The sequence below is a fragment of the Stenotrophomonas maltophilia genome (assembly GCF_013464485.1).
Lineage (GTDB): Bacteria > Pseudomonadota > Gammaproteobacteria > Xanthomonadales > Xanthomonadaceae > Stenotrophomonas > Stenotrophomonas maltophilia_AW.
The window spans coordinates 27,530-47,810 of record NZ_RAUX01000050.1 but is presented as its reverse complement, the minus strand read 5'-3'; the positions used below and the strand labels follow the sequence as shown (position 1 = coordinate 47,810).

Genomic DNA, 20,281 nt, shown 5'->3' with positions numbered 1-20,281 from the left:
GGGTCCGGTTGCGGGGGTGTCCGCGGCATGGATGCCGCGGCCAAGCCCCCAGGGATGGGTTTACGGCGCCCCCTGCAACCGGACCCACCCCGCCATCCCACGGAATGCCCGCTGTTGCTGTTGCTTCGGCTGTTGCTTTGGCCTCTGCGGGTGCAGGGCACAGCCCTGCATCGCCCCCCCCTACTTCTTCAGGAAGTTGTCCACCAGCAGATGCTTCACGTCGTCGAAGCGGCCGTTCAACACCGCCTTGGCCGCATACAGCGCCGTACCGGCCACCTGCTTGGCCTCGATCTGCGGCGGCATCACCAGTTCAGCGCGGCTGGTATGCACATCCAGCAGCGCCGGGCCGCGCTGCGCCAGGAAGTCCTGCACCGCCTCCTCCAGATCCTCGCTGCGGGTCACCGTGCGGCCGTGGAAGCCGATCACCTCGGCCAGGCGGCCGAAGTCCGGGTTCTTCAGGTCGGTGTAGTTGTCCAGCAGGCCTTCCACCTTCTGCTCCAGCTCGACGAAATTCAGCGAGCCGTTGTTGAACACCACTACCTTGATCGGCAGGTTTTCCTGCACTGCGGTCAGCAGGTCGCCCAACAGCATTGCCAGACCGCCATCGCCGGACAGCGAGATCACCTGCCGGCCGGGGAACGCCTTCTGCAGGCCCAGCGCCTGCGGCATCGCGTTGGCCATCGTGCCGTGCAGCAGGCTGGTCAGCGTGCGGCGGCGTCCGTTGACGCGGATATGGCGCAACACCCACACCATCGGCGAACCGCCGTCGGCGGTGAACAGCGCATCGTCGCTGGCATGCTTCGACAGCAACGCGGTCAGGTGCTGCGGGTGGATCAGTTCGCCTTCGCCGGGCTGTTCTTCCTGCTCGCGCTTCTGCAGCGCCTTGTCCCGGTGCGTGATGCACTCGTCCAGGAAGGTGCTGTCCTCGCGCGGCGGCAGCATCGGCAGCAGCGCGTCCAGCGTCGGTGCGATATCGCCGACCACGCCCAGGCTCACCGGATGGCGGCGGCCGAGGTGGCTGCCATCGCGGTCGACCTGGATGATCGTCGCCTTGTCCGGGTAGAACTGGCCCCAGGCGAAGTCAGCGCCCAGCAGCAGCAGGGTGTCGCACTCCATCAACGTGTGGAAGCCCGATTCGATGCCGAAGATGCCGGTCATGCCCATGTTGTAGGGGTTGTCCGGCTCGACGAAATCCTTGGCGCGCGAGGTGTGCGCCACGGGCGCCTGCAGACGCCGTGCGAGTTCCAGCAGCTGCGCGTGCGCGCCCTGGCAACCGGCGCCGGCGTAGATGCCGATGCGCTTGCCCTGCCCCAGCAGCTCGGCGATGCGCTGCAGCTCCACATCGGAGGGGCGAAGCACGGGCTGGGCGTAATGCACCGAGAACGGCACATCGTGCTTCACCTCGGCCTCGCTGATATCCGCCGGCAGGATCACCACTGCCACGCCGCGGCGACTGATCGCCGCCTGGCAGGCCAGCGCCACCACGCGCCGCGCCTGCTCGGGGCTGTGCACCTGCTCGCAGAACACCGTGCAACTTCCATAGACCGCCTTGAAATCCACTTCCTGCGGGAATTCCATGCCCAGTTCGCTGGTGACGATCTGGCTGGCGATCAGCACCATCGGCGCACGGTTGCGGTTGCTTTCGAAGATGCCGTTGATGAAGTGCAGGCCACCGGGCCCGCAGGAACCGGCGCAGGCGGTCAGCTGCCCGCTCACCAGCGAATCAGCGCCGGCGGCGAAGGCGGCCACTTCTTCGTGGCGCACGTGCACCCATTCGATCTCGCTGCGATGCATCGCATCGGTCACGTGGTTCAAGGTATCGCCCACAATGCCGTAGCAGCGGCGGACGCCGGCCTGCTGAAGTGTGTCGATGACGATTTCTGCAACGCGCTTGCTCATGGGGGGCACAGCCGGGGTCGGGGGAAACCCGAGGCTAGACCCGGCCAAGTGATGCCACTGTGGGCATTGTGCAGCTGATCCGATACATTGACGGCAGATTCCCCGGCCTGCCCCCATGCAGCTCATCCTGCACCGCGCTGAATCGCGCGACATCCTGAACTACCACGAACTGCAGTGGCTGCAGGGGCTCGACGCCACCCTGCATCCGCATCTGGCAACACTGCGTGCGCAGCCGCGAGGCAGCCTCGAGGGCACCACGCTCGCAACCGCGATGGACGAACTGCTGCAGTGCCTGGCCACTGTCCCCGGTGACGACTTGCAGCGCAGGGGCGGCCTGCGCCTGCTGCTGGTGTTTGCCGCCGCCCACCGCGATGGCCAGGCCGTAGCCTGGCAGACCCGCTGACCCGTACAGGAACTGACGTGGCCTTCGACCTCTACCTCGACAACGGGCGCGACCCGGAACAGCGTGCCTGGATTGCGCCGCACGAGGAAGCCATCCTCAGTTCCGATGCGCAGCGCTACCCGCAGCTGTGCCGGCTCGCGCGCGAGTTCTACGCGCAGCCTTCCATCTCGCCCGGGCAGTCACAGGCACTGGTGCAGGAAATCATCGGCCGCATGCTGGAGGAACCGCAGGGCGCAGACTCGCCGCTGGCTGAGGTGGCCCTGCGTCTACTGGTGCTGTTCGACCAGGCATATCGCCAGCGCAGCACCATCCGCTGCGTCGGTGACTGAACGCCTGTTTCAATCGTTGACGTTGACCCAACCCTCGATCGCGCCACGCTTCGGGTTGCGATAGCGCAGCTTCATCCACCCGTCCTTTTCATCCAGCATCTCGACCCGGTCGCCCTGCAGCAGATAGCGCTTGGTGCTTGCAGCACCCGGGCGATCAAACAGGAACAGGCGCGCGGTCAGCACCGTGGCCTGCTGACCGCGCAGCGGTGCGTTGGCGGCCGGTGCACTCAGGCCATCGGCGATGGCGCTTTCCAGCACGCGGCCGGACGCATCATGGGTGCGCCAGACCGCCAGCGGGCCGTTTTCCTCGGTCCGATCCGGCTGCAGCGTGTTGTTCAATGTGTCGCCCAGGCGCAGCACGTCCTCGGAGCGGTACAGGTAGAGCGTGCTGCCATCGAAGCGGTACTGATCGGTGTACCACATCGGCCCGCCGCGGCAGCTGCTGGTCAGCGTGCGCGTGGCGGCATCAACGGTGAGGCCCATCAGGCCGCCGCAGTTGTCACGGCCATGGGAACGGGCCTGCAGCGCGCGGAAACCGCCGCTGGCCGGATCGTAGCGATACACCGCCACCGCTTCGTTGACCATGCCGACCGACGCCCGCGCAACCAGCTCCGGGCGCCCATCGAAATCGACATCCTCGGCAGACAGGCGGGAATTGCCGTCGACATCGGGGGCCCCCGGCAGACTCTGCCGCTTGCCAGAGGGCAGCACCTGCACGGCAATGCTGCCGCCCTCCGTCACCTCGGCCTGCACGCGGACGCCGGGCGCCGCCTCGAAGCGCAGCGGCGCATTGCTTTCAGCGGCATGCGCCAGCGGAGTCATCAGGCCCGCCAGCAGCAGGCCCATCACGGTGTCCCTGTGTCTCATCGTCGTTCCCTGCGGCGCCACGGTGGCGCCTCCAGGTCAGAACGATACGTCAACTGCCTGCCGCGACCACAGCACCGACTGGTGCTTGGTCTGCTGCTTCCACGCCAGGCGGATCGCTTCGATGTCGGCACGACGCTGCGGGCTGTCTTCATGCAGCACCACCAGCACCTTGGTGCGCAGGCGGTTGGGCGAGGTATCGCCGCGGAACAGCCACTGGCCGTAGGCATCGAACACCGTCAGGCCATCGGGGAAGCGCGGGGTCACTTCCTTGTCCAGGAAGGCGCGCCACTGCGCCTCGCTGATGGTGTCGGCCTGCGGCCGGTTGCCCGCGCCCTGCTCCTCACCCACGCCGAAGTACAGCTCGCTGCGCACCCAGCCCTGGCCGTTGGACGGCCGCGCGGCGTCGCCCTGCATCTCGGCGGTGGTGGCATAGGCGCTGGGCGCCTTCGAGGACAGGCTGGCGCAGCCGCTGGTCGCCAGCAGCACGGCAAAGATCAGGCCAAGGTGTTTCATGGGGGACAGCACTCCGGGGAAGGGGAAAAGCACGACGAAGGGGCACGGAGGGTACACCTGCGTCTCGGTTGCGGTTGCAACCAATCACTCATGCCACAGCGGCATCAGCTGATGCGATTGGAAGCGGGGCTTGCGTCACACCCCCTCCTCACGCCAAGATAATATATCGCTTCATCCGGATGGATGTAAGTAAAACTTTCTCTCCCCCGCCCCTTCCCCACGTCGTTGTTGCTGGAGTCCGCATGTCCCCCCGCCTGTCCGCGTCGCCGCTCGGCCTCGCCATCGCGCTCGCCCTGTCCCCCACCCTCGCCTCTGCACAGGATGCGGCCACCAACCTGGACACGGTGATCGTCACCGGCACCCGCGCCGCCGACCGCACCGTGCTCGAATCCACCTCGCCGGTGGACGTGCTGACCGCCGAGGACATCCGCAAGGCCGGCGTGGTCAACGGCGAGCTGGGCAGTGCGCTGCAGGCCCTGCTGCCGTCGTTCAACTTCCCGCGCCAGTCCAACTCCGGCGGCGCCGACCACGTGCGCGCCGCGCAGCTGCGTGGCCTGTCGCCTGACCAGGTGCTGGTTCTGGTGAATGGCAAGCGCCGCCACCACACCGCACTGGTCAACACGGACAGCAAGATCGGCAAGGGCACCACGCCGGTCGATTTCAATTCGATCCCGGTCAGCGCCATCAAGCGCATCGAAGTGCTGCGTGATGGCGCCGGCGCCCTGTACGGCTCCGATGCCGTGGCCGGCGTGATCAACGTGATCCTGGACAACGGCGGCGACGGCGGTGAGATCGAAGCCAGCTACGGCGCCAACCACACCGACCTCAAGCCGATCGGCCGCACCCTCACCGATGGCCAGGCCGGCAACATCAGCGCCAAGGTCGGCACCTCGCTGGGCGAGGATGGCGGCTTCCTGCGCGTAGGCCTGGAATACAAGAAGCGCAACGGCACCAACCGGGCCGGCTACGACCTGATCCCGCCGTGGGACCAGACCGAGGCCAACCTGGCGCTGCAGGGCAAGCGCAACTACGTGCTCGGCGATGGCGCCAGCAAGGACATCAACCTGTGGCTGAACACCGAGATTCCGGTGGGCATAACCGCAACGTTCTATGCCTTCGGCACCTTCAACCAGCGTGACACCGAAGGCGCGAACTACTTCCGCTACCCCGACGGCGATGCCAACTGGAAGGAGGTCTACCCGAACGGTTACCGCCCGATCTCCGAAGGCGAGAACCGTGACGTGCAGGCCGTGGCCGGCGTGCGTGGCCAGTGGGGCGAGTGGAGCTATGACGGCAGCGTGGATTACGGCCAGAACGACTTCACCTACCGCCTGCGCGATTCGATCAATGCCTCGCTGGGCCCGACCAGCCCGACGCGCTTCAAGACCGCCGATTACCAGTACGCGCAGACCGTGGGCAACCTCGACCTGAGCCGCGTGTTCTCGCAGAGCGACAGCATCACCCACACCCTGGGCCTGGGCGCGGAAGTGCGCCACGAGCGCTACCAGACGCGTCCGGGTGACCCGTCCAGCTATGCAGCCGGCCCGTACACCGATCGCCCGACCGGCTCGCAGGCCGGCGGCGGCCTGACCCCGCAGGATGCCGCTTCGCTGGCGCGTGACGTGGCCAGTGCCTATGCCAGCCTGTCCAGCCAGTTCGGCGACCACTTCTCCACTGATCTGGCCGCGCGCTACGAGCACAGCGACGATTTCGGCGGCGAACTGACCGGCAAGCTCGGCCTGCGCTACGAGTTCACCCCGGCCTTCGCCCTGCGCGGTGCCATCTCCAACAATTTCCGCGCGCCATCGCTGGCACAGATCGGCTACGAATCCACGTCCACCGGCTACAACGCGGCTGGCCAGCTGGTGCAGGGCCGCCTGCTGTCGGTCAACAACCCGATCGCCCGCGGCCTCGGCGCGCAGGACCTGAAGCCGGAAAAATCGCTCAATACCTCGCTGGGCTTCACCAGCCGCATCGGTGAGCACTTCGACCTGTCGCTGGATTTCTTCCAGATCGACATCGACGACCGCATCGCGCTGTCGGAAAGCATCACCGGCGATGCGCTGACCGACTTCGTGGCCGCCAACTACGGCGTCACCGGCCTGCAGAGTGCCAGCTTCTTCGTCAACGCCGCCGATACCCGCACCCGTGGCGCCGAGCTGGTAACCAACTGGCGCCAGTCGCTGGGCGATGGCCAGCTGCTGCTGACCGGCACCTATGCGTATACCAAGACCACGCTGAAGAACGTGCTGGCCACCCCGGCCCAGCTGCGCGCGCTGAACCCGGACTACGTGCTGTTCGGCATTGAAGAGACCAACACGCTGACCGATGCCACGCCGCGTACCCGCGGCAGCTTCTCCGCCGCGTGGAGCAACGACAACTGGTCGCTGAGCACCCGTGTGAACCGCTACGGCAGTGCCACCCGCGTATTCAACTTCGGTGACGGCTACATCCCGCGCCAGACCTACCAGGCCGAATGGCAGCTGGATGCGGAGGTCGAGTACCGCATCACTCCGCGCTGGAGCGTGGCCATCGGCGGGCAGAACCTGACCGACAATTACCCGGATCGATCCAACAGCGACATCCACTACTTCGGCAACCTGCCGTACGACGTGCTGTCGCCGATCGGCAGCAACGGCGCGTACTACTACGGCCGCGTCCGCTATACGTTCTGATTCGCAGAATCGACCCGGTAGAGCCGGCGGGGTAGAGTCGACTGTTAGTCGACTATCGCGCGCAGCGCGGGATTTTCGCGATCTGCGCGAAGAGCAGTCGACTAACAGTCGACTCTACCCAGTCGACTCTACCCCGCCGTCGGGTTCAGGGCCGGCAGGTCAGTGAACTGTCGCCCTGCCTCGACCTGCCCTACACGCCCACGCTGGCAAGGTGGGGACATGGCTGAACCGCTCCCCCTGCGTCCGCCACCGCCCTTGCTGGATGACGCCTGTGCGTTGTTCCTCGATGTCGATGGCACCCTGATCGAATTCGCTGCGCGCCCGGATGCCGTGCAGCTGCTGCCGGATGTGCGTGAAGCCATCGGCCGCATCAGCGACCGCCTGGAAGGTGCCGTGGCACTGGTCAGTGGTCGCCCGCTTGAACAGCTGGACCAGCTGTTCGCCCCGCTGCAGCTGCCCGCCGCCGGCCTGCACGGCCACGAACTGCGTGGCCAGGATGGCCGCGTCCTGCGCGACGAGCATGACGATGACACTGCCGAATGGCTGCACGCGCTGCACCAGCAGGCGATGCGTTTCGCCCATGGCCATCCCGGCGTGCTGGTCGAGGACAAGGGCGTCGGCCTGGCCCTGCATTGGCGCGGTGCGCCGCACGCCGCCAGCGATGTCCGCGCATTCGCCGACCGCCACGTGCGCGGCCGCACCCGCTATCGCCTGCAGCCCGGTGACCACGTGGTCGAGTTCGTGCCCGTCGGCACAGACAAGGGCCGCGCGGTACGACGGATGATGCAGTACCTGCCGTTCCGCGGTCGCCTGCCCGTGTTCATGGGCGATGACCTCACCGATGAATTCGGCTTCGATGCTGCCAACGGCCAGCATGGCTGGAGCGTGCTGGTGGGTGAACGTGAACCCAGCGCGGCTGTGTTCGCACTGCCCGACATACGCAGCGTGCACGCCTGGCTGCGTGAGAATGCCTATTGACCCGGCCAACCCCCACGGCCGCAACCGAGATGTACCGCGTGATGACCCAACCCGATCTTGATCTGGGCGTGGTCGGCAACGGCAGCTTCGGCGCCCTGGTCGACAAACATGCCCGCGTTGTCTGGAGCTGCCTGCCCACCTTCGACGGCGACCCTACCTTCTGCGCCCTGCTGGGTCCCAACCAGCAGGCCGGTGGTGACTTCGCCATCGAGCTGGAGGACTTCGCCGACAGCGAGCAGGAGTACCTCACCAATACCGCGATCCTGCGCACCGTGCTGCGTGACACGCACGGCGGCGCACTGGAAATCCTCGATTTCGCCCCGCGCTGGCGCCAGAACGACCGCTTCTATCGGCCGGTCAGCCTGATCCGCCAAGTGCGTCCCTTGGCCGGCAGCCCACGCATCACCGTGCGCGCGCGGCCGCTGGCGGACTGGGGCGCGCGCGTGCCCGAGTCGACCTGGGGCAGCAACCATGTGCGCTGGGTGCTGCCCGAACACGTGCTGCGGCTGACCACCGACGTGCCGGTACGGTTCGTGCGTGACGGCCTGCCGTTCGTGCTCAACCACCCGATCCACCTGATCCTGGGCGTGGATGAATCGCTGAACCGCTCGATCAGCGGCTATGTGCAGGAAGCCTTCCAGCGCACCCGCGACTACTGGCGCGAATGGGTGCGCTACCTGTCCATTCCGCTGGAATGGCAGGACGCGGTGATCCGCAGCGCAATCACGCTGAAGCTGTGCCAGTACGAGGACAGCGGCGCGATCATCGCGGCGATGACCACCTCCATTCCGGAAGCGCCCGGCAGCGTGCGCAACTGGGATTACCGCTACTGCTGGCTGCGCGATGCCGCCTTCGTGGTGCGCGCACTGAATCGTCTTGGCGCCACGCGCACGATGGAACAGTTCCTCGGCTACATCTTCAACCTGGCCACCACCGACGGCACCCTGCAGCCGCTGTACGGCATCGGCTTCGAAGCCAAGCTGGACGAGGACGAAGTGCCCAGCCTGTCCGGCTACCGTGGCATGGGCCCGGTGCGCCGCGGCAACCTGGCCTGGGTGCAGCGCCAGCACGATGTGTACGGCAGCGTGGTGTTGGCCTCCACCCAGCTGTTCTTCGACCGCCGCCTGCAGGACCCGGGTGATGCACACACCTTTTCCCGCCTGGAACCCCTCGGCGAGCAGGCATTCGCCCTGCACGACGTACCCGATGCAGGCCTGTGGGAGTTCCGCGGCCGTACCGAGGTGCACACCTACACCAGCGCGATGTGCTGGGCCGCCTGCGACCGCCTGTGCAAGATCGCCGTGCGCCTGAAGCGCGACGACCGCGCACGTTACTGGCGAGAGCGTGCGGACACCATCCACGCGCGCATCATGGCCGAGTCCTGGAGCGAGGAACTTGGTCACTTCACCGATACCTTCGGCGGCCATCGCCTGGACGCCTCGTTGCTGCTGCTGGCCGACATCGGCTTCATCGATGCGATGGACGCCCGTTTCATCGCGACCGTTGAAGCCATCGGCCGCGACCTCAAGCATGGCAATTCGCTGTACCGCTATGTGGCGCCGGATGACTTCGGCGAGCCGGAAACCAGCTTCACGATCTGCACGTTCTGGTACATCGACGCACTGGCCGCGATCGGGCGACTGGACGAGGCACGCGAGATGTTCGAGACGCTGCTGAAGCAGCGCAACCACCTGGGCTTGCTGTCGGAGGATCTGGCCTTCGACAGCGGCGAGGCCTGGGGCAATTTTCCGCAGACCTATTCGCACGTCGGCCTGATCACCGCCGCGATGCGGCTGTCGCGGTCCTGGCAGGAGGCGTCGTGAGCCGTCTGGTTGTGGTTTCAAACCGTGTGGCCGTGCCGGGCGAGAACCGTGCCGGCGGCCTGGCGGTCGGCCTGCTGGCCGCGCTGAAGGAACGTGGCGGCATGTGGTTCGGCTGGAGCGGCAAGAGCGTGCGAGATGGCAGTGGCACGCTGCACACGCAGAAGGACGGCGACATCGAATTCGTCACCCTGGACCTGAGCAAGCGCGAGGTGGATGGCTATTACAACGGCTTCGCCAACCGCACCCTGTGGCCGCTGCTGCACTTCCGCCTCGACCTGGTCGACTACGACCGTGGTACCCGCGAGACCTACCACAAGGTCAACGCGCTGTTCGCCGACAAGCTCGCACCGTTGCTGCGCGAAGACGACATCGTCTGGATCCACGACTACCACCTGATCCCGCTCGGCGCGCTGCTGCGCGAGCGCGGCATCGGCTGCCGCATCGGCTTCTTCCTGCACATCCCGATGCCCTCGGCCGACCTGCTGCAGGCCATGCCCGATCACCTGCGGCTGTTCTCCGCGCTGTACGCCTACGATCTGGTCGGCTTCCAGACCCAGCGCGATGCCGATCGCTTCCAGACTTACCTGCGCCTGTTCGGCGGCGGCCGCGTGCTCGACAACGGCGAACTGGAAGCGCCTGGTGGGCGCCGCTTCCGTGCGGCCGCCTTCCCGATCGGCATTGACACCGAGCTGATCGCGCGACAGGCAGGTACCGCCGCGGCCAAGGCGGCGGTGAAGAACCTGCGCGCCAGCCTGCGTGACCGCCAACTGGCGATCGGCGTCGACCGCCTGGACTATTCCAAGGGCCTGCCCGAACGTTTCCTCGGCTTCGAGCGCTACCTGGAGCGCCATCCGGATCAGCGCGGTTCGCTGACCTACCTGCAGATCGCCCCGGTCTCACGCGGTGATGTCACCGAGTACCGTCAACTGCGCAGCCAGCTGGAGCAGATCGCCGGCCACATCAACGGTGGCCATGCCGAGCCGGATTGGACGCCGCTGCGTTACGTCAACCAGAACTTCACCCATGCCACGCTGACCGGCTTCTACCGGGCGGCGGCAGTAGGCCTGGTCACGCCGCTGCGCGATGGCATGAACCTGGTGGCCAAGGAGTACGTGGCGTCGCAGGATCCGGACGATCCCGGGGTGCTGGTCCTGTCGCTGCTGGCCGGCGCCGCCGACGAACTGAAACAGGCGTTGCTGGTGAACCCGCACGATCTGGACGGTGTGGCTGATGCCATCGCCACGGCAGCGACGATGTCGCTGCGCAGGCGCAAGGAGCGCTGGCACGCGATGATGGAGCACCTGCGCACCTACGACATCAACCACTGGCGACGCAGCTATCTGGACGCGCTGGAAGGTTGAGGGAAAAAGGGGACGGAGGGGATTAAGTCGTTTATGCATAAACGACTTAATCCCCTCCGTCCCCTTTTTCTTCAATCCAGGAACCGCGCGAGGTATTCCGGCGCCGGCAGGTGGCACGCATCATGCCTGCCAAACCAGCGGTAGCGGTTGCGCGCCAACACGCGATACGCCGCATCACGCCAGGTGCGTGGCAGCAGGCGCAGCACGCCGCTAAAACGCCAGGCACCGCCCAGCCCCACCAGCACGCGCAGGATCGCATCGGTATCGGTCCACGCGCCCTGTGCGTCCAGCAGCAGGAACGAGGCCGGGTCCTGCGGATCCAGCCCGTGCGTGCGCAGCAGTGCGCTGCCCTGCGCGCCCTGCATCGCGGCGAAGTGGTAGCGCCCCTTGCGGTCGAAACGCAGCAGAAATCGCACCCATCGGTTGCACAGCGCGCAGACGCCGTCGAACACGATCACCGCGCTGCCGCCATCGGCAGCCGCTTCACTGCGGTTCGAGCCAGCCTTCATAGCGGATCAGCGCTCCCACCCAGGGCAAGGTCACATCGACCAGGAAAGTGTAACGCGCACCCTGCCAGGCTTCACGGCAGCGCACGCCACCAAACCAGCGCACCGGTAGCGGCAGCAGTCCCAACGCCCAGACCCGGCGCACCGACCAGTCGATGCCACCCTTGCGGGCCTGCAGGTCGAATTCGAAGCGCACCGCACCCAGCTGCTCGCGCAGGTATCCCTCGTGCGCCCACAGCCGCGACACCATCGGCCAACGTCCGAAGCGTCGCGCCCATCGTTCGCCCTGCCCGTGTGCTCTGAACGCCACTTCGGTCGGCAGCGCGTCTCCGTCCTTTGGCAACCGCGCCAACGCAGCCAGCAGCGGCACCAGCCAGTGCCGCCCTGTCACGATGCGCGCCTGCCCTGCATAACGGCAGGGCAACGGCGCGGCATGCAGCGCCTGCACCGGCGGTGCCAGGGTGGCAAAGGCCGGCCCCAGCATCCGTGCGAACAGGGGCGTACTCAGGGTGCGATCCAGGCCAGCGTCGCCATACGTCCGGTGCGGCGGTCGCGCCGGTGGGAGTACAGGTCCGGATCGGCCATGGTCGAGACCGTGCCGCCGTATACCTGAGCCGGATCCATGCCCGCCGCCTGCAGGCGCTGGCGGGCCAATGCGAACAGGTCCACCTTCCAGTGGCCTGCGCGGGTGGCCACGAACGCCACCTCGGCGGCTGGATCATGGCCAACGAACGCGTGATAGACCTCCTCGCCGATCTCGTAGTCGGCCGGCCCGGCGGCCGGTCCCAGCCACGCGCGCAGCTGCGCTGGCGGCGTCTGCATGGCGGCCACGGTGGCCTCCAGCATGCCGTCGGCCAGGCCACGCCAGCCGGCATGCGCCGCGCCCACCTCACTGCCATCAGCGGCGGCGAACACCACCGGCAGGCAGTCGGCGGTCAGGATCGCCAGCACCACGCCCGGCACCGAGGTCACCGCGGCGTCGGCCACCGGTTCGCTGGCGCCGGGCACGGGCGGCGCGCTGAAGCGCAGCACGGTGCTGCTGTGCACCTGGCGCAGCCAGTGCGGTGCCGACGGCAGCGCCAGCCCCTGCTGAAGCAGCTGGCGGTTGTACTCGACGTTGGCCGGAGTGTCACCCTCGGCCGCGTGCCGGTTGCCCAGGTTGAACTGCGCGAACGGTGCCGGCGAGATGCCCGCACCGTGCCGGCGCGTGGTCACCGCGCGGACGCCCGGAGGCGCCGGCCAGTCGGCCTGCAGCAACGGCAGCGCGGCGGCCATCACCAGCGGTCCCGCTCGCGCGCGGCGAAGGCTTCGCTGTCTTCGCGCAGCACCTTCATCAGGTGCAGCATGTCGTCCGGCACCGGCGCAGTGTTGCGCACCGGCTCACCGGTGATCGGGTGCGTGAACTCCAGGGTCTCGGCATGCAGAGCCTGGCGCTTGAAGCCACGCAGCGCGGCCACCAGCTCATCGCTGGCACCCTTGGGCAGCTTCAGCGCACCGCCGTACAGCGGGTCACCGATGATCGGATGGCGCACGTGCGCCATGTGCACACGGATCTGGTGGGTACGCCCGGTTTCCAGTCGGCACTCGAGCGCGGTGTGCGCACGGAAGCGCTCGCGCAGGCGGTAATGCGTGATCGCTTCCTTGCCGTCTTCGCGTACCGCCATCTTCAGGCGATCGCGCGGGTGGCGATCGATCGGGGCATCGGCGGTACCACCGGCCACCAGCGCACCCATCACGATCGCCAGGTACTGGCGATGCACGTCGCGTGCGGCCAGCTGCTCGACCAGCGCGGTCTGTGCCTCCAGCGTCCTGGCCACCACCATCACGCCGCTGGTGTCCTTGTCCAGGCGGTGCACGATGCCGGCGCGCGGCAGCACCGCCACCGACGGGTCGCGGAACAGCAGGGCGTTGACCAGGGTGCCGCTGTGGTTGCCCGCACCCGGGTGCACCACCAGGCCGACCGGCTTGTTGATCACCAGCAGGTGCTCGTCCTCGAACAGCACATCCAGCGGGATGTCCTCCGGCTGGGCCTCGGTCTGGGTTTCGAGCACCACATTGAGGGTCACCACCTCGCCGCCGCGCAGCGGATCGCGCGGGCGCACCTGGGCGCCGTCCAGCAGGACCTCACCAGCCTTGATCCACTCGGTCAGGCGCGACCGCGAGTATTCGGGGAACAGTTCGGCCACGACGGCGTCGAAACGGCGGCCGGCAGCGGTGTCGGGGACGATGGCCTGGCGGGCCGATTCAGAGGGTTGTTCAGACATGGCAGGGGGCATTCTTTGAAATTTTGGGGTCCCGGCGGCCGGTTTCAGTCGCTGGACAGGACACTAGGCTATCATCGACCCTTCGTATTCCAGCCGCGTCCCGCCTCGACCCCATGATCCGACGCTCCGCCATGCTCTCCGCGCCCGTCCGCCTCACCGCCCTGCTGCTGGTGCTGGTCATCGCCGCCACCGGCTGCCACCGTGGCGCCAAGAAGGGCGATCGCCCCGACGAAGGGACGCCGGTCGAACAGTTGTACGAGAAGAGCCACAAGCTGATGCAGGGTGGCAACTGGAGCGGGGCTGAAGCCAGTTTCCGCCGCTTGGTGGCCCAGTATCCGTACGGACCGTACACCGAGCAGGCGATGATCGAGACCGCCTACGCCCAGTACAAGGCCGGCAAGCACGATGACGCTGTGTCCAGCATCGACCGCTTCATCCGTACCTACCCGACCCACCGCAACATCGCTTACCTGTATTACCTGCGCGGCCTGGCCAACTCCAATCGCAGTACGGTTTTCCTGCGCCGCGTATGGTCTTTGGATGCCAGCCGCCGCGATCTGTCCACCCCGCACCAGGCGTATTCGGACTTCAACATCGTGGTGGACCGCTACCCGAACAGCCGCTACGCCGCCGATGCACGCCAGCGCATGCTGGAGCTGCGTGACGTGTTCGCCCAGCACGAACTGGACAACGCCCTGTACTACATGCGCCGCGGCGCCTGGGTCTCGGCCGCCGGCCGCGCCAACTACCTGCTGGAAACCTATCCGCAGAGCGCGTTCCAGTACGACGCCGTTGCCGTCCTGGCTGATTCCTATACCCACCTGGGCAACAAGACCCTGGCCGATGACGCCCGCCGCGTCCTGCAGCTGAACCAGCCGGATCACCCGTGGCTGGAAGGCAAGTGGCCGAAGTACCCATGGATGATCCGAAAGCTGAACCCATTCGCTGGCGAGAAGTCCGCCAGCACTGGCCAACGCAACGCGCGGCTGGAAAAGAAGTAAGAAATCAAAGGGCCCCGGAAGGGGCCCTTTCTTTTTGTAGCGTCGAGCCATGCTCGACGGCTCTCCTCGGCCGCTTCGCCCTCCCGGAGACAGGGATCTAGGAATTCTACGAAACCCCTCCCAGTGCGACCGGGGTCCCATCCGGCACGCGCGATGCCCTCCACACTCCAGCGCACGGCCATTCCCGCCGCACGGAGTCCATATGTTCCCAATCGTTTCCCGCGTCCGCCCGTTGCTGGCCGCCGTCACCGCTGCCCTGCTGGGACTGCCCGCTGCAGCCCAGGCCGCTGAGCCAGGCGATCTGATCACGGCAGCCCCCTACCACGCCGACTGGGTGCCGTCGAAAGCGGCCCAGGCGTACCTGCTGAACTACCGCACTCCCGATCACCGTGGCCAGCTGGCCCAGGGCAGCGGCCTGCTCTACCTGCCCGCAGGCACTGCACCGGCCGGAGGCTGGCCGGTGGTGTCGTGGGCCCACGGCACCCAGGGCGTCGCCAACCACTGTGCGCCGTCCATCTCCGGCCCCACCCATCCCGAACGCGATGGGCGCTTCCTGGATCACTTCCTGGCCCAGGGCTATGCCGTCGTCGCGGCCGACTATCAGGGCCTGGGCAGTCCCGGCGATCACGCCTACCTGCACGTGCGCAGTGCCGCACGCAACAGCATTGACATGGTCAAGGCCAGCCACCACTTCCTGGGCACCGGCCGCCTGTCCCCGCGCTGGGTGTCGGTGGGTTACTCGCAGGGCGCCGCAGCGGCCTTGAGCGCTGGCCACCAGGCCCGGGCGTATTCCGGCCCCGGCCTGCAGTACAAGGGCAGCTTCACCGCCGGTACCCCCACCGCCGTGGAGATCACCGCCCTGGTGATGCGGCCGGACAACCGCACCGCCAACCCCGGGGCACTGAACGCCTATCACGCCTATCTGCTCGATGGCCTGCTGCAGGTGGCACCGCAGATCGACCGAGTGCTGAGCCCGCAGGGACGGGCCCGCATCGCGCAAGCCCGCCAGCACTGCCTGACGGAACTGGCCGCGCAGCTGGAGGGCGCCAGCACCGGCGAGATGTTCAGCGCGCCGTTGACCTCAGTGCCGGGCATCTGGACGCTGCTGCACGACTATCTGGGCGTGCCACGGCAGGGGTTCACTCAGCCGTTGATGCTGGCCCACGGCACCGGCGACAAGGATGTGCCCTATCTGACCACGCTGCTGTATGCCGCCGGCCTGGCCCTGCGTGGCGAGCCGGTGGCCTTCCGGCAGTACCCGGTCGACCACCGCGGCACGCTGGATGCGGCGGCGGCCGATGGGCTGGCATTCGTGCGCGCGCGGCTGGAGGATGCCCGCTTCGACCCGGCAGCCGAATTGGCGGGGCTGGAACAACAGCTCGACGCCGCACGATGATGGGTTTGTAGATCCACGCCATGCGTGGATGATCGTCGAACACCGTGCGGACCAAGGTCCGCACCTACCCGGGAGGGGGGGCCAGGGCCGCCCTTACCCCTTGAACCCATTGCTGATCGGGTAGCGGCGCTCGCGGCCGAATGCCCGGCGCGACACCTTCGGTCCCGGTGCGGCCTGGTGGCGCTTCCACTCGCTGATGCGCACCAGGCGCAGCACGCGATCAACCACCGCCGCATCGTAACCGGCGGCGACGATCTCCATGCGCGACTGTTCCTGATCGATGTAGCGGTACAGGATGCCATCCAGCACGTCGTAGGCCGGCAGCGAATCCTGGTCCAGCTGGTTCTCGCGCAGCTCGGCCGACGGCGGGCGGCTGATCACTGCCGGCGGGATCACCGGCGCACCGCCCACGGTATTGCGCCACTTCGACAAGCCGAATACCTCGGTCTTGTACAGGTCCTTCAGCGGCGCATAGCCACCGCACATGTCGCCGTAGATGGTGGCGTAACCCACCGCATACTCGCTCTTGTTGCCGGTGGTCAGCAGCAGGCCACCGAACTTGTTGGCCAGCGCCATCAGGATCACGCCACGGCTGCGCGACTGCAGGTTCTCTTCGGTCACGTCCGGCGCAGTGCCTTCGAACATCGGCGCCAGCGATTCCATCAGTCCCTTGAACGCCGGCTCGATCGATACCGCCTCCAGCTTCACGCCCAGTGCCTGGCACTGTTCGGCGGCCAGGTCGTTGGACAGGCCCGCGGTATAGCGCGACGGCAACCGCACGGCGGTGACGTTTTCCGCGCCCATCGCGTCCACGGCCATGGCCAGCACCAGCGCCGAATCGATGCCGCCGGACAAGCCCAGCCACACCTTCTTGAAGCCGTTCTTGCGGCAGTAGTCCTGGATGCCACGGGTCACTGCGCGCCAGGCCAGCGCGTCCATGCTCTCGTCGCCATCGTCCATCCACACGTGCGGCATGAAGCGGCGGGTTTCACCGTCGTACTCCACCACCAGCCACTGGTCGACGAAGGCGGCGGCGGCGGGGTGCACCGTGCCGTCACCATCAGCCACCACCGAGGCGCCATCGAACACCAGCGCGTCCTGGCCACCGACCACGTTGAGGTAGGCGATCGCCGCCCCGCTCTCACGGGTGCGTGCGGCCAGCACTGCATCGCGCTGGGCATGCTTGCCACGCTCGTAGGGCGAGGCATTCGGCACCACCACCAGCTGCGCACCGGCACGCACGGTGTCGGCCAGCGGCTCGGCGAACCACAGGTCCTCGCAGATCAGCAGGCCGACCGGAATGCCGTTGACCTCGAACACGCAGCTGCCGCCATCCGGATCGACATCGAAGTAGCGGCGCTCGTCGAACACCGCATAGTTGGGCAGCTCGCGCTTGCGGTAGGTCTGCTCGACCAGGCCATCGCGCAGCACGCTGGCGGCGTTGTAGACCACCGCACCGGCCGCCTGCGGCCAACCAACCACGGCGGTGATGCCACGGCAGGCAGCAGCGATGCGGGCCATCGCCTGCTCGCACTCGTACAGGAAGCCCGGGCGCAGCAGCAGGTCTTCCGGCGGATAACCACTCACCGCCAGCTCGGGGAACATCACCAGCTCGGCGCCGTACTCGTCGCGCGCCTGGCCGATCATCTCGATGATGCGCTCGGTGTTGCCGGCGACATCGCCGACCGGGAAGTCGAACTGCGCCATCGCGATGCGGATCGAAGCCATGGGAATCCAGCCTGTGGTTGCAATGTGCCCATTGTAGCGCTGCGCCATGCGCGCGCCGGGCGCGCTCACTGCGTGGACAGCCCCGGCTCAGTAGATCCACGCCATGCGTGGATGGAGCCGACCGCGACACTGCCAGACGCAGAACAGCCGCCCGGAGGCGGCTGTTCTATTGAAGCAGGTAGAGCAGTCGACTAACAGTCGACTCTACCGATCGTGCCGGCCGAGGGCCGGCAACAATCTTATTTCACCAGCTTGGCGATGGCGGCGCCCAGGTCGCCCGGCGAGCGGACGGTGACAACACCGGCAGCTTCCATGGCGGCGAACTTGCCTTCGGCAGTACCCTTGCCGCCCGAGGCGATCGCACCGGCGTGGCCCATGCGCTTGCCGGCCGGAGCCGACGCACCGGCGATGAAGCCGACGACCGGCTTCTTCACGTGGTTCTTGATGTACTCGGCGCCGGCTTCTTCAGCGTCACCGCCGATTTCGCCAACCATGATGATGCCTTCGGTCTGCGGGTCTTCGTTGAACAGCTTCAGGCAGTCGACGAAGTTCAGGCCGTTGATCGGGTCACCACCGATGCCGATGCAGGTGGACTGGCCCAGACCGACTTCAGTGGTCTGCTTGACCGCTTCATAGGTCAGGGTGCCCGAACGCGACACGATGCCGATCTTGCCCGGCTGGTGGATGTGGCCCGGCATGATGCCGATCTTGCACTCACCCGGGGTGATGACGCCCGGGCAGTTCGGCCCGATCAGCACGGTGTCCGGATGCGAACGGGTCAGCACGTTCTTGACGCGCAGCATGTCCAGCACCGGGATGCCTTCGGTGATGCAGACGATGACCTTGATGCCGGCAGCAGCGGCTTCCAGGATCGCGTCGGCCGCGTACGGCGGCGGCACGTAGATGACCGAAGCGTTGGCTCCGGTGCTCTGCACGGCGTCGGCAACGGTGTTGAAGACCGGCAGGTCGATGTGGGTGGTGCCACCCTTGCCCGGGGTCACGCCGCCAACAACCTGGGTGCCGTATTCGATCATCTGAGTGGCGTGGAAGGTGCCCTGCTGGCCGGTGAAGCCCTGCACGATCACCTTGGTGTTCTTGTTAATCAAAACAGACATGGGAATTCCTTGGTGTCGAATCAGGCAGCGTTCTTGACAGCTTCAACGATCTTCTTGGCGCCATCGTTGATGTTGTCAGCCGGGATGATGGCCATGCCGCTGTCACGCAGCAGCTGCTTGCCTTCTTCCACGTTGGTGCCTTCCAGGCGCACCACGACCGGAACCTTGACGCCCACTTCCTTCACGGCGGCGATGATGCCTTCGGCAATCATGTCGCAGCGGACGATGCCGCCGAAGATGTTGACGAAGATGCCTTCAACCTTGTCCGAGGACAGGATCAGCTTGAACGCTTCGATGACGCGCTGCTTGTTTGCACCGCCGCCCACGTCCAGGAAGTTCGCCGGCTCGCCGCCGTTGAGCTTGATGACGTCCATGGTGGCCATGGCCAGGCCGGCGCCGTTCACCATGCAGCCGATGTTGCCGTCCATGGTGACGTAGTTGATGTCCAGTTCCGAAGCGATCACTTCGGTCGGATCTTCCTGGGTCTTGTCGCGCATGGCGACCAGCGCCTTCTGGCGGAACGCGGCGTTGTCGTCGCTGTCGAACTTGCCGTCCAGCGCGTACAGGTTGCCGTCGTCCAGGATGGCCAGCGGGTTGATTTCAACCAGGGCCAGGTCCTTTTCGTTGAACAGGCGGTACAGATTCACCATGATGCTGGCGAACTGGCCGGCCTGCTTGGCGGTCAGGCCCAGCTTGAAGCCGAAATCACGGCCGTGGTAACCCTGCACGCCTTCGACGAAGTCGACGTTCAGCGAGTGGATCAGCTCCGGGGTTTCAGCGGCGACCTGCTCGATCTCCACGCCGCCTTCCGAAGAGGCGATGTAGGTGATGGTCTTGGTGCCACGGTCGACCAGCACCGACAGGTACAGTTCCTTGACGATCTCGCCGGCGGTGGTCACCAGCACCAGGTTGACCGGCAGTTCAACGCCAGCGGTCTGGTAGGTGGCCATCTTGGTGCCGAGCATCTTGGCCGCAGCGGCCTTCACGTCGTCGGTGGTCTTGCAGAACTTGACGCCGCCAGCCTTGCCGCGGCCGCCAGCGTGGATCTGCGCCTTGACCATCCAGGGGCCCTGGCCCAGGGAGTTGGCAGCGGCAACCGCTTCGTCCGGGGTCGCAGCGACCTTGCCGGCCGGGACCGGGATGCCGTACTCGGCAAGCAGTTGTTTTGACTGGTATTCGTGGAAATTCATGCGTCACCGTGGGAATAGGAACGACCGCACGCAATTCCTCAGGGCCCCGGCGGGGCGCCGGCATGGACCGCGGCGGGCCCACTATTGTGGCCGAGCGAGCGCCGGGGCGCAAAGAAGTCTGTACAAAACGCCGGGCTGGGCCAGATTTCCACCACCATTCAGGCAGTTGCGCCCGGGCCGGGACTGGCCACCGGTGTCCGCACCGGGCCAAATGCGCGATCCGGGCCGCTCCG

At 66.8% G+C, this 20,281-nt stretch carries 18 protein-coding genes; 8 read left to right on the top strand and 10 right to left on the bottom strand.

All coding sequences use genetic code 11. The features are described 5' to 3' along the window. Positions 1-180: 180 nt before the first annotated feature. Entirely contained in the window at positions 181-1,899 is a 1,719-nt protein-coding gene (locus D7Y61_RS19660; protein ID WP_180868731.1) for a thiamine pyrophosphate-dependent enzyme, read from the bottom strand. 115 nt (positions 1,900-2,014) lie between these two features. On the opposite strand from D7Y61_RS19660, the gene D7Y61_RS19655 reads away from it, so the two are divergent. Together D7Y61_RS19655 and D7Y61_RS19650 are read left to right on the top strand one after the other, a co-directional pair. Next, positions 2,015-2,302, top strand: coding sequence for a hypothetical protein (locus D7Y61_RS19655; RefSeq protein WP_180868729.1), 288 nt, complete (start codon positions 2,015-2,017; stop codon positions 2,300-2,302). A gap of 17 nt (positions 2,303-2,319) precedes the next feature. Beyond that, positions 2,320-2,631, top strand: a complete 312-nt coding sequence (locus D7Y61_RS19650; RefSeq protein ID WP_180868727.1) for a hypothetical protein — start codon at positions 2,320-2,322, stop codon at positions 2,629-2,631. A gap of 9 nt (positions 2,632-2,640) precedes the next feature. Here the strand turns inward: D7Y61_RS19650 and D7Y61_RS19645 are convergent, their stop codons facing one another. Beyond that, positions 2,641-3,498 carry an XAC2610-related protein gene (locus tag D7Y61_RS19645; RefSeq protein ID WP_180868725.1) on the bottom strand — a complete coding sequence of 286 codons (858 nt, stop codon included), beginning with the start codon at positions 3,496-3,498 and terminating at the stop codon, positions 2,641-2,643. A 36-nt stretch (positions 3,499-3,534) separates the two neighbouring features. Beyond that, positions 3,535-4,011 carry a DUF3574 domain-containing protein gene (locus D7Y61_RS19640; RefSeq protein WP_079222925.1) on the bottom strand — a complete coding sequence of 159 codons (477 nt, stop codon included), beginning with the start codon at positions 4,009-4,011 and terminating at the stop codon, positions 3,535-3,537. Between the two features lie 242 nt (positions 4,012-4,253). On the opposite strand from D7Y61_RS19640, the gene D7Y61_RS19635 reads away from it, so the two are divergent. From D7Y61_RS19635 to otsA, 4 genes are all read left to right on the top strand, one after another. After that, positions 4,254-6,686: a TonB-dependent receptor plug domain-containing protein gene (locus D7Y61_RS19635; RefSeq protein ID WP_180868723.1), complete on the top strand. Its 2,433-nt coding sequence runs from the start codon at positions 4,254-4,256 to the stop codon at positions 6,684-6,686. A 219-nt stretch (positions 6,687-6,905) separates the two neighbouring features. Further along, entirely contained in the window at positions 6,906-7,664 is a 759-nt protein-coding gene (gene otsB, locus D7Y61_RS19630; protein ID WP_180868721.1) for a trehalose-phosphatase, read from the top strand. A 41-nt stretch (positions 7,665-7,705) separates the two neighbouring features. Continuing rightward, the gene (locus tag D7Y61_RS19625; RefSeq protein WP_180868719.1) at positions 7,706-9,487 is read left to right on the top strand and encodes a glycoside hydrolase family 15 protein; all 1,782 of its coding nucleotides are present in this window, start codon (positions 7,706-7,708) and stop codon (positions 9,485-9,487) included. After that, a complete protein-coding gene (gene otsA / locus D7Y61_RS19620; protein ID WP_111112869.1) occupies positions 9,484-10,848 on the top strand; it encodes an alpha,alpha-trehalose-phosphate synthase (UDP-forming) in 1,365 nt (454 codons plus the stop codon). Before D7Y61_RS19625 ends, otsA begins: the two co-directional genes overlap by 4 nt. Positions 10,849-10,919: 71 nt before the next feature. Here the strand turns inward: otsA and D7Y61_RS19615 are convergent, their stop codons facing one another. Genes D7Y61_RS19615 through rluD form a run of 4 tightly spaced genes read right to left on the bottom strand, consistent with a single transcriptional unit; the run spans position 10,920 to position 13,618 of the window. Then, entirely contained in the window at positions 10,920-11,357 is a 438-nt protein-coding gene (locus tag D7Y61_RS19615; RefSeq protein WP_180868717.1) for a thiol-disulfide oxidoreductase DCC family protein, read from the bottom strand. Continuing rightward, positions 11,332-11,838, bottom strand: coding sequence for a DUF4166 domain-containing protein (locus D7Y61_RS19610; RefSeq protein ID WP_180868715.1), 507 nt, complete (start codon positions 11,836-11,838; stop codon positions 11,332-11,334). Before D7Y61_RS19610 ends, D7Y61_RS19615 begins: the two co-directional genes overlap by 26 nt. A 20-nt stretch (positions 11,839-11,858) precedes the next feature. Beyond that, positions 11,859-12,629 carry a peptidoglycan editing factor PgeF gene (pgeF, locus tag D7Y61_RS19605; RefSeq protein WP_180868713.1) on the bottom strand — a complete coding sequence of 257 codons (771 nt, stop codon included), beginning with the start codon at positions 12,627-12,629 and terminating at the stop codon, positions 11,859-11,861. After that, positions 12,629-13,618, bottom strand: coding sequence for a 23S rRNA pseudouridine(1911/1915/1917) synthase RluD (gene rluD / locus D7Y61_RS19600; RefSeq protein WP_180868711.1), 990 nt, complete (start codon positions 13,616-13,618; stop codon positions 12,629-12,631). Before rluD ends, pgeF begins: the two co-directional genes overlap by 1 nt. Before the next feature lie 113 nt (positions 13,619-13,731). On the opposite strand from rluD, the gene D7Y61_RS19595 reads away from it, so the two are divergent. Both D7Y61_RS19595 and D7Y61_RS19590 read left to right on the top strand, forming a co-directional pair. Beyond that, a complete protein-coding gene (locus D7Y61_RS19595) occupies positions 13,732-14,619 on the top strand; it encodes an outer membrane protein assembly factor BamD (protein WP_029379759.1) in 888 nt (295 codons plus the stop codon). A gap of 202 nt (positions 14,620-14,821) precedes the next feature. Continuing rightward, a complete protein-coding gene (locus D7Y61_RS19590) occupies positions 14,822-16,015 on the top strand; it encodes a lipase family protein (protein ID WP_180868709.1) in 1,194 nt (397 codons plus the stop codon). 93 nt (positions 16,016-16,108) lie between these two features. Here the strand turns inward: D7Y61_RS19590 and D7Y61_RS19585 are convergent, their stop codons facing one another. From D7Y61_RS19585 to sucC, 3 genes are all read right to left on the bottom strand, one after another. After that, the gene (locus tag D7Y61_RS19585) at positions 16,109-17,743 is read right to left on the bottom strand and encodes an NAD+ synthase (RefSeq protein WP_180868707.1); all 1,635 of its coding nucleotides are present in this window, start codon (positions 17,741-17,743) and stop codon (positions 16,109-16,111) included. A gap of 239 nt (positions 17,744-17,982) precedes the next feature. Continuing rightward, positions 17,983-18,858, bottom strand: a complete 876-nt coding sequence (gene sucD / locus D7Y61_RS19580; RefSeq protein ID WP_005410793.1) for a succinate--CoA ligase subunit alpha — start codon at positions 18,856-18,858, stop codon at positions 17,983-17,985. A gap of 20 nt (positions 18,859-18,878) precedes the next feature. Beyond that, on the bottom strand, positions 18,879-20,048 hold the full coding sequence (sucC, locus tag D7Y61_RS19575) for an ADP-forming succinate--CoA ligase subunit beta (RefSeq protein ID WP_004154430.1): 1,170 nt from the start codon (positions 20,046-20,048) through the stop codon (positions 18,879-18,881). Positions 20,049-20,281: the final 233 nt, after the last annotated feature.

Coding starts and splice junctions, on each gene's coding strand:
- rluD (WP_180868711.1), bottom strand. CDS start 13,618: ATGTCTGAACAACCCTCTGAATCGGCCCGCCAGGCCATCGTCCCCGAC.
- D7Y61_RS19590 (WP_180868709.1), top strand. CDS start 14,822: ATGTTCCCAATCGTTTCCCGCGTCCGCCCGTTGCTGGCCGCCGTCACC.
- sucD (WP_005410793.1), bottom strand. CDS start 18,858: ATGTCTGTTTTGATTAACAAGAACACCAAGGTGATCGTGCAGGGCTTC.
- D7Y61_RS19640 (WP_079222925.1), bottom strand. CDS start 4,011: ATGAAACACCTTGGCCTGATCTTTGCCGTGCTGCTGGCGACCAGCGGC.
- sucC (WP_004154430.1), bottom strand. CDS start 20,048: ATGAATTTCCACGAATACCAGTCAAAACAACTGCTTGCCGAGTACGGC.
- D7Y61_RS19610 (WP_180868715.1), bottom strand. CDS start 11,838: ATGCTGGGGCCGGCCTTTGCCACCCTGGCACCGCCGGTGCAGGCGCTG.
- D7Y61_RS19635 (WP_180868723.1), top strand. CDS start 4,254: ATGTCCCCCCGCCTGTCCGCGTCGCCGCTCGGCCTCGCCATCGCGCTC.
- D7Y61_RS19595 (WP_029379759.1), top strand. CDS start 13,732: ATGATCCGACGCTCCGCCATGCTCTCCGCGCCCGTCCGCCTCACCGCC.
- D7Y61_RS19660 (WP_180868731.1), bottom strand. CDS start 1,899: ATGAGCAAGCGCGTTGCAGAAATCGTCATCGACACACTTCAGCAGGCC.
- D7Y61_RS19645 (WP_180868725.1), bottom strand. CDS start 3,498: ATGAGACACAGGGACACCGTGATGGGCCTGCTGCTGGCGGGCCTGATG.
- D7Y61_RS19615 (WP_180868717.1), bottom strand. CDS start 11,357: ATGAAGGCTGGCTCGAACCGCAGTGAAGCGGCTGCCGATGGCGGCAGC.
- D7Y61_RS19625 (WP_180868719.1), top strand. CDS start 7,706: ATGACCCAACCCGATCTTGATCTGGGCGTGGTCGGCAACGGCAGCTTC.
- otsB (WP_180868721.1), top strand. CDS start 6,906: ATGGCTGAACCGCTCCCCCTGCGTCCGCCACCGCCCTTGCTGGATGAC.
- D7Y61_RS19585 (WP_180868707.1), bottom strand. CDS start 17,743: ATGGCTTCGATCCGCATCGCGATGGCGCAGTTCGACTTCCCGGTCGGC.
- D7Y61_RS19655 (WP_180868729.1), top strand. CDS start 2,015: ATGCAGCTCATCCTGCACCGCGCTGAATCGCGCGACATCCTGAACTAC.
- pgeF (WP_180868713.1), bottom strand. CDS start 12,629: ATGGCCGCCGCGCTGCCGTTGCTGCAGGCCGACTGGCCGGCGCCTCCG.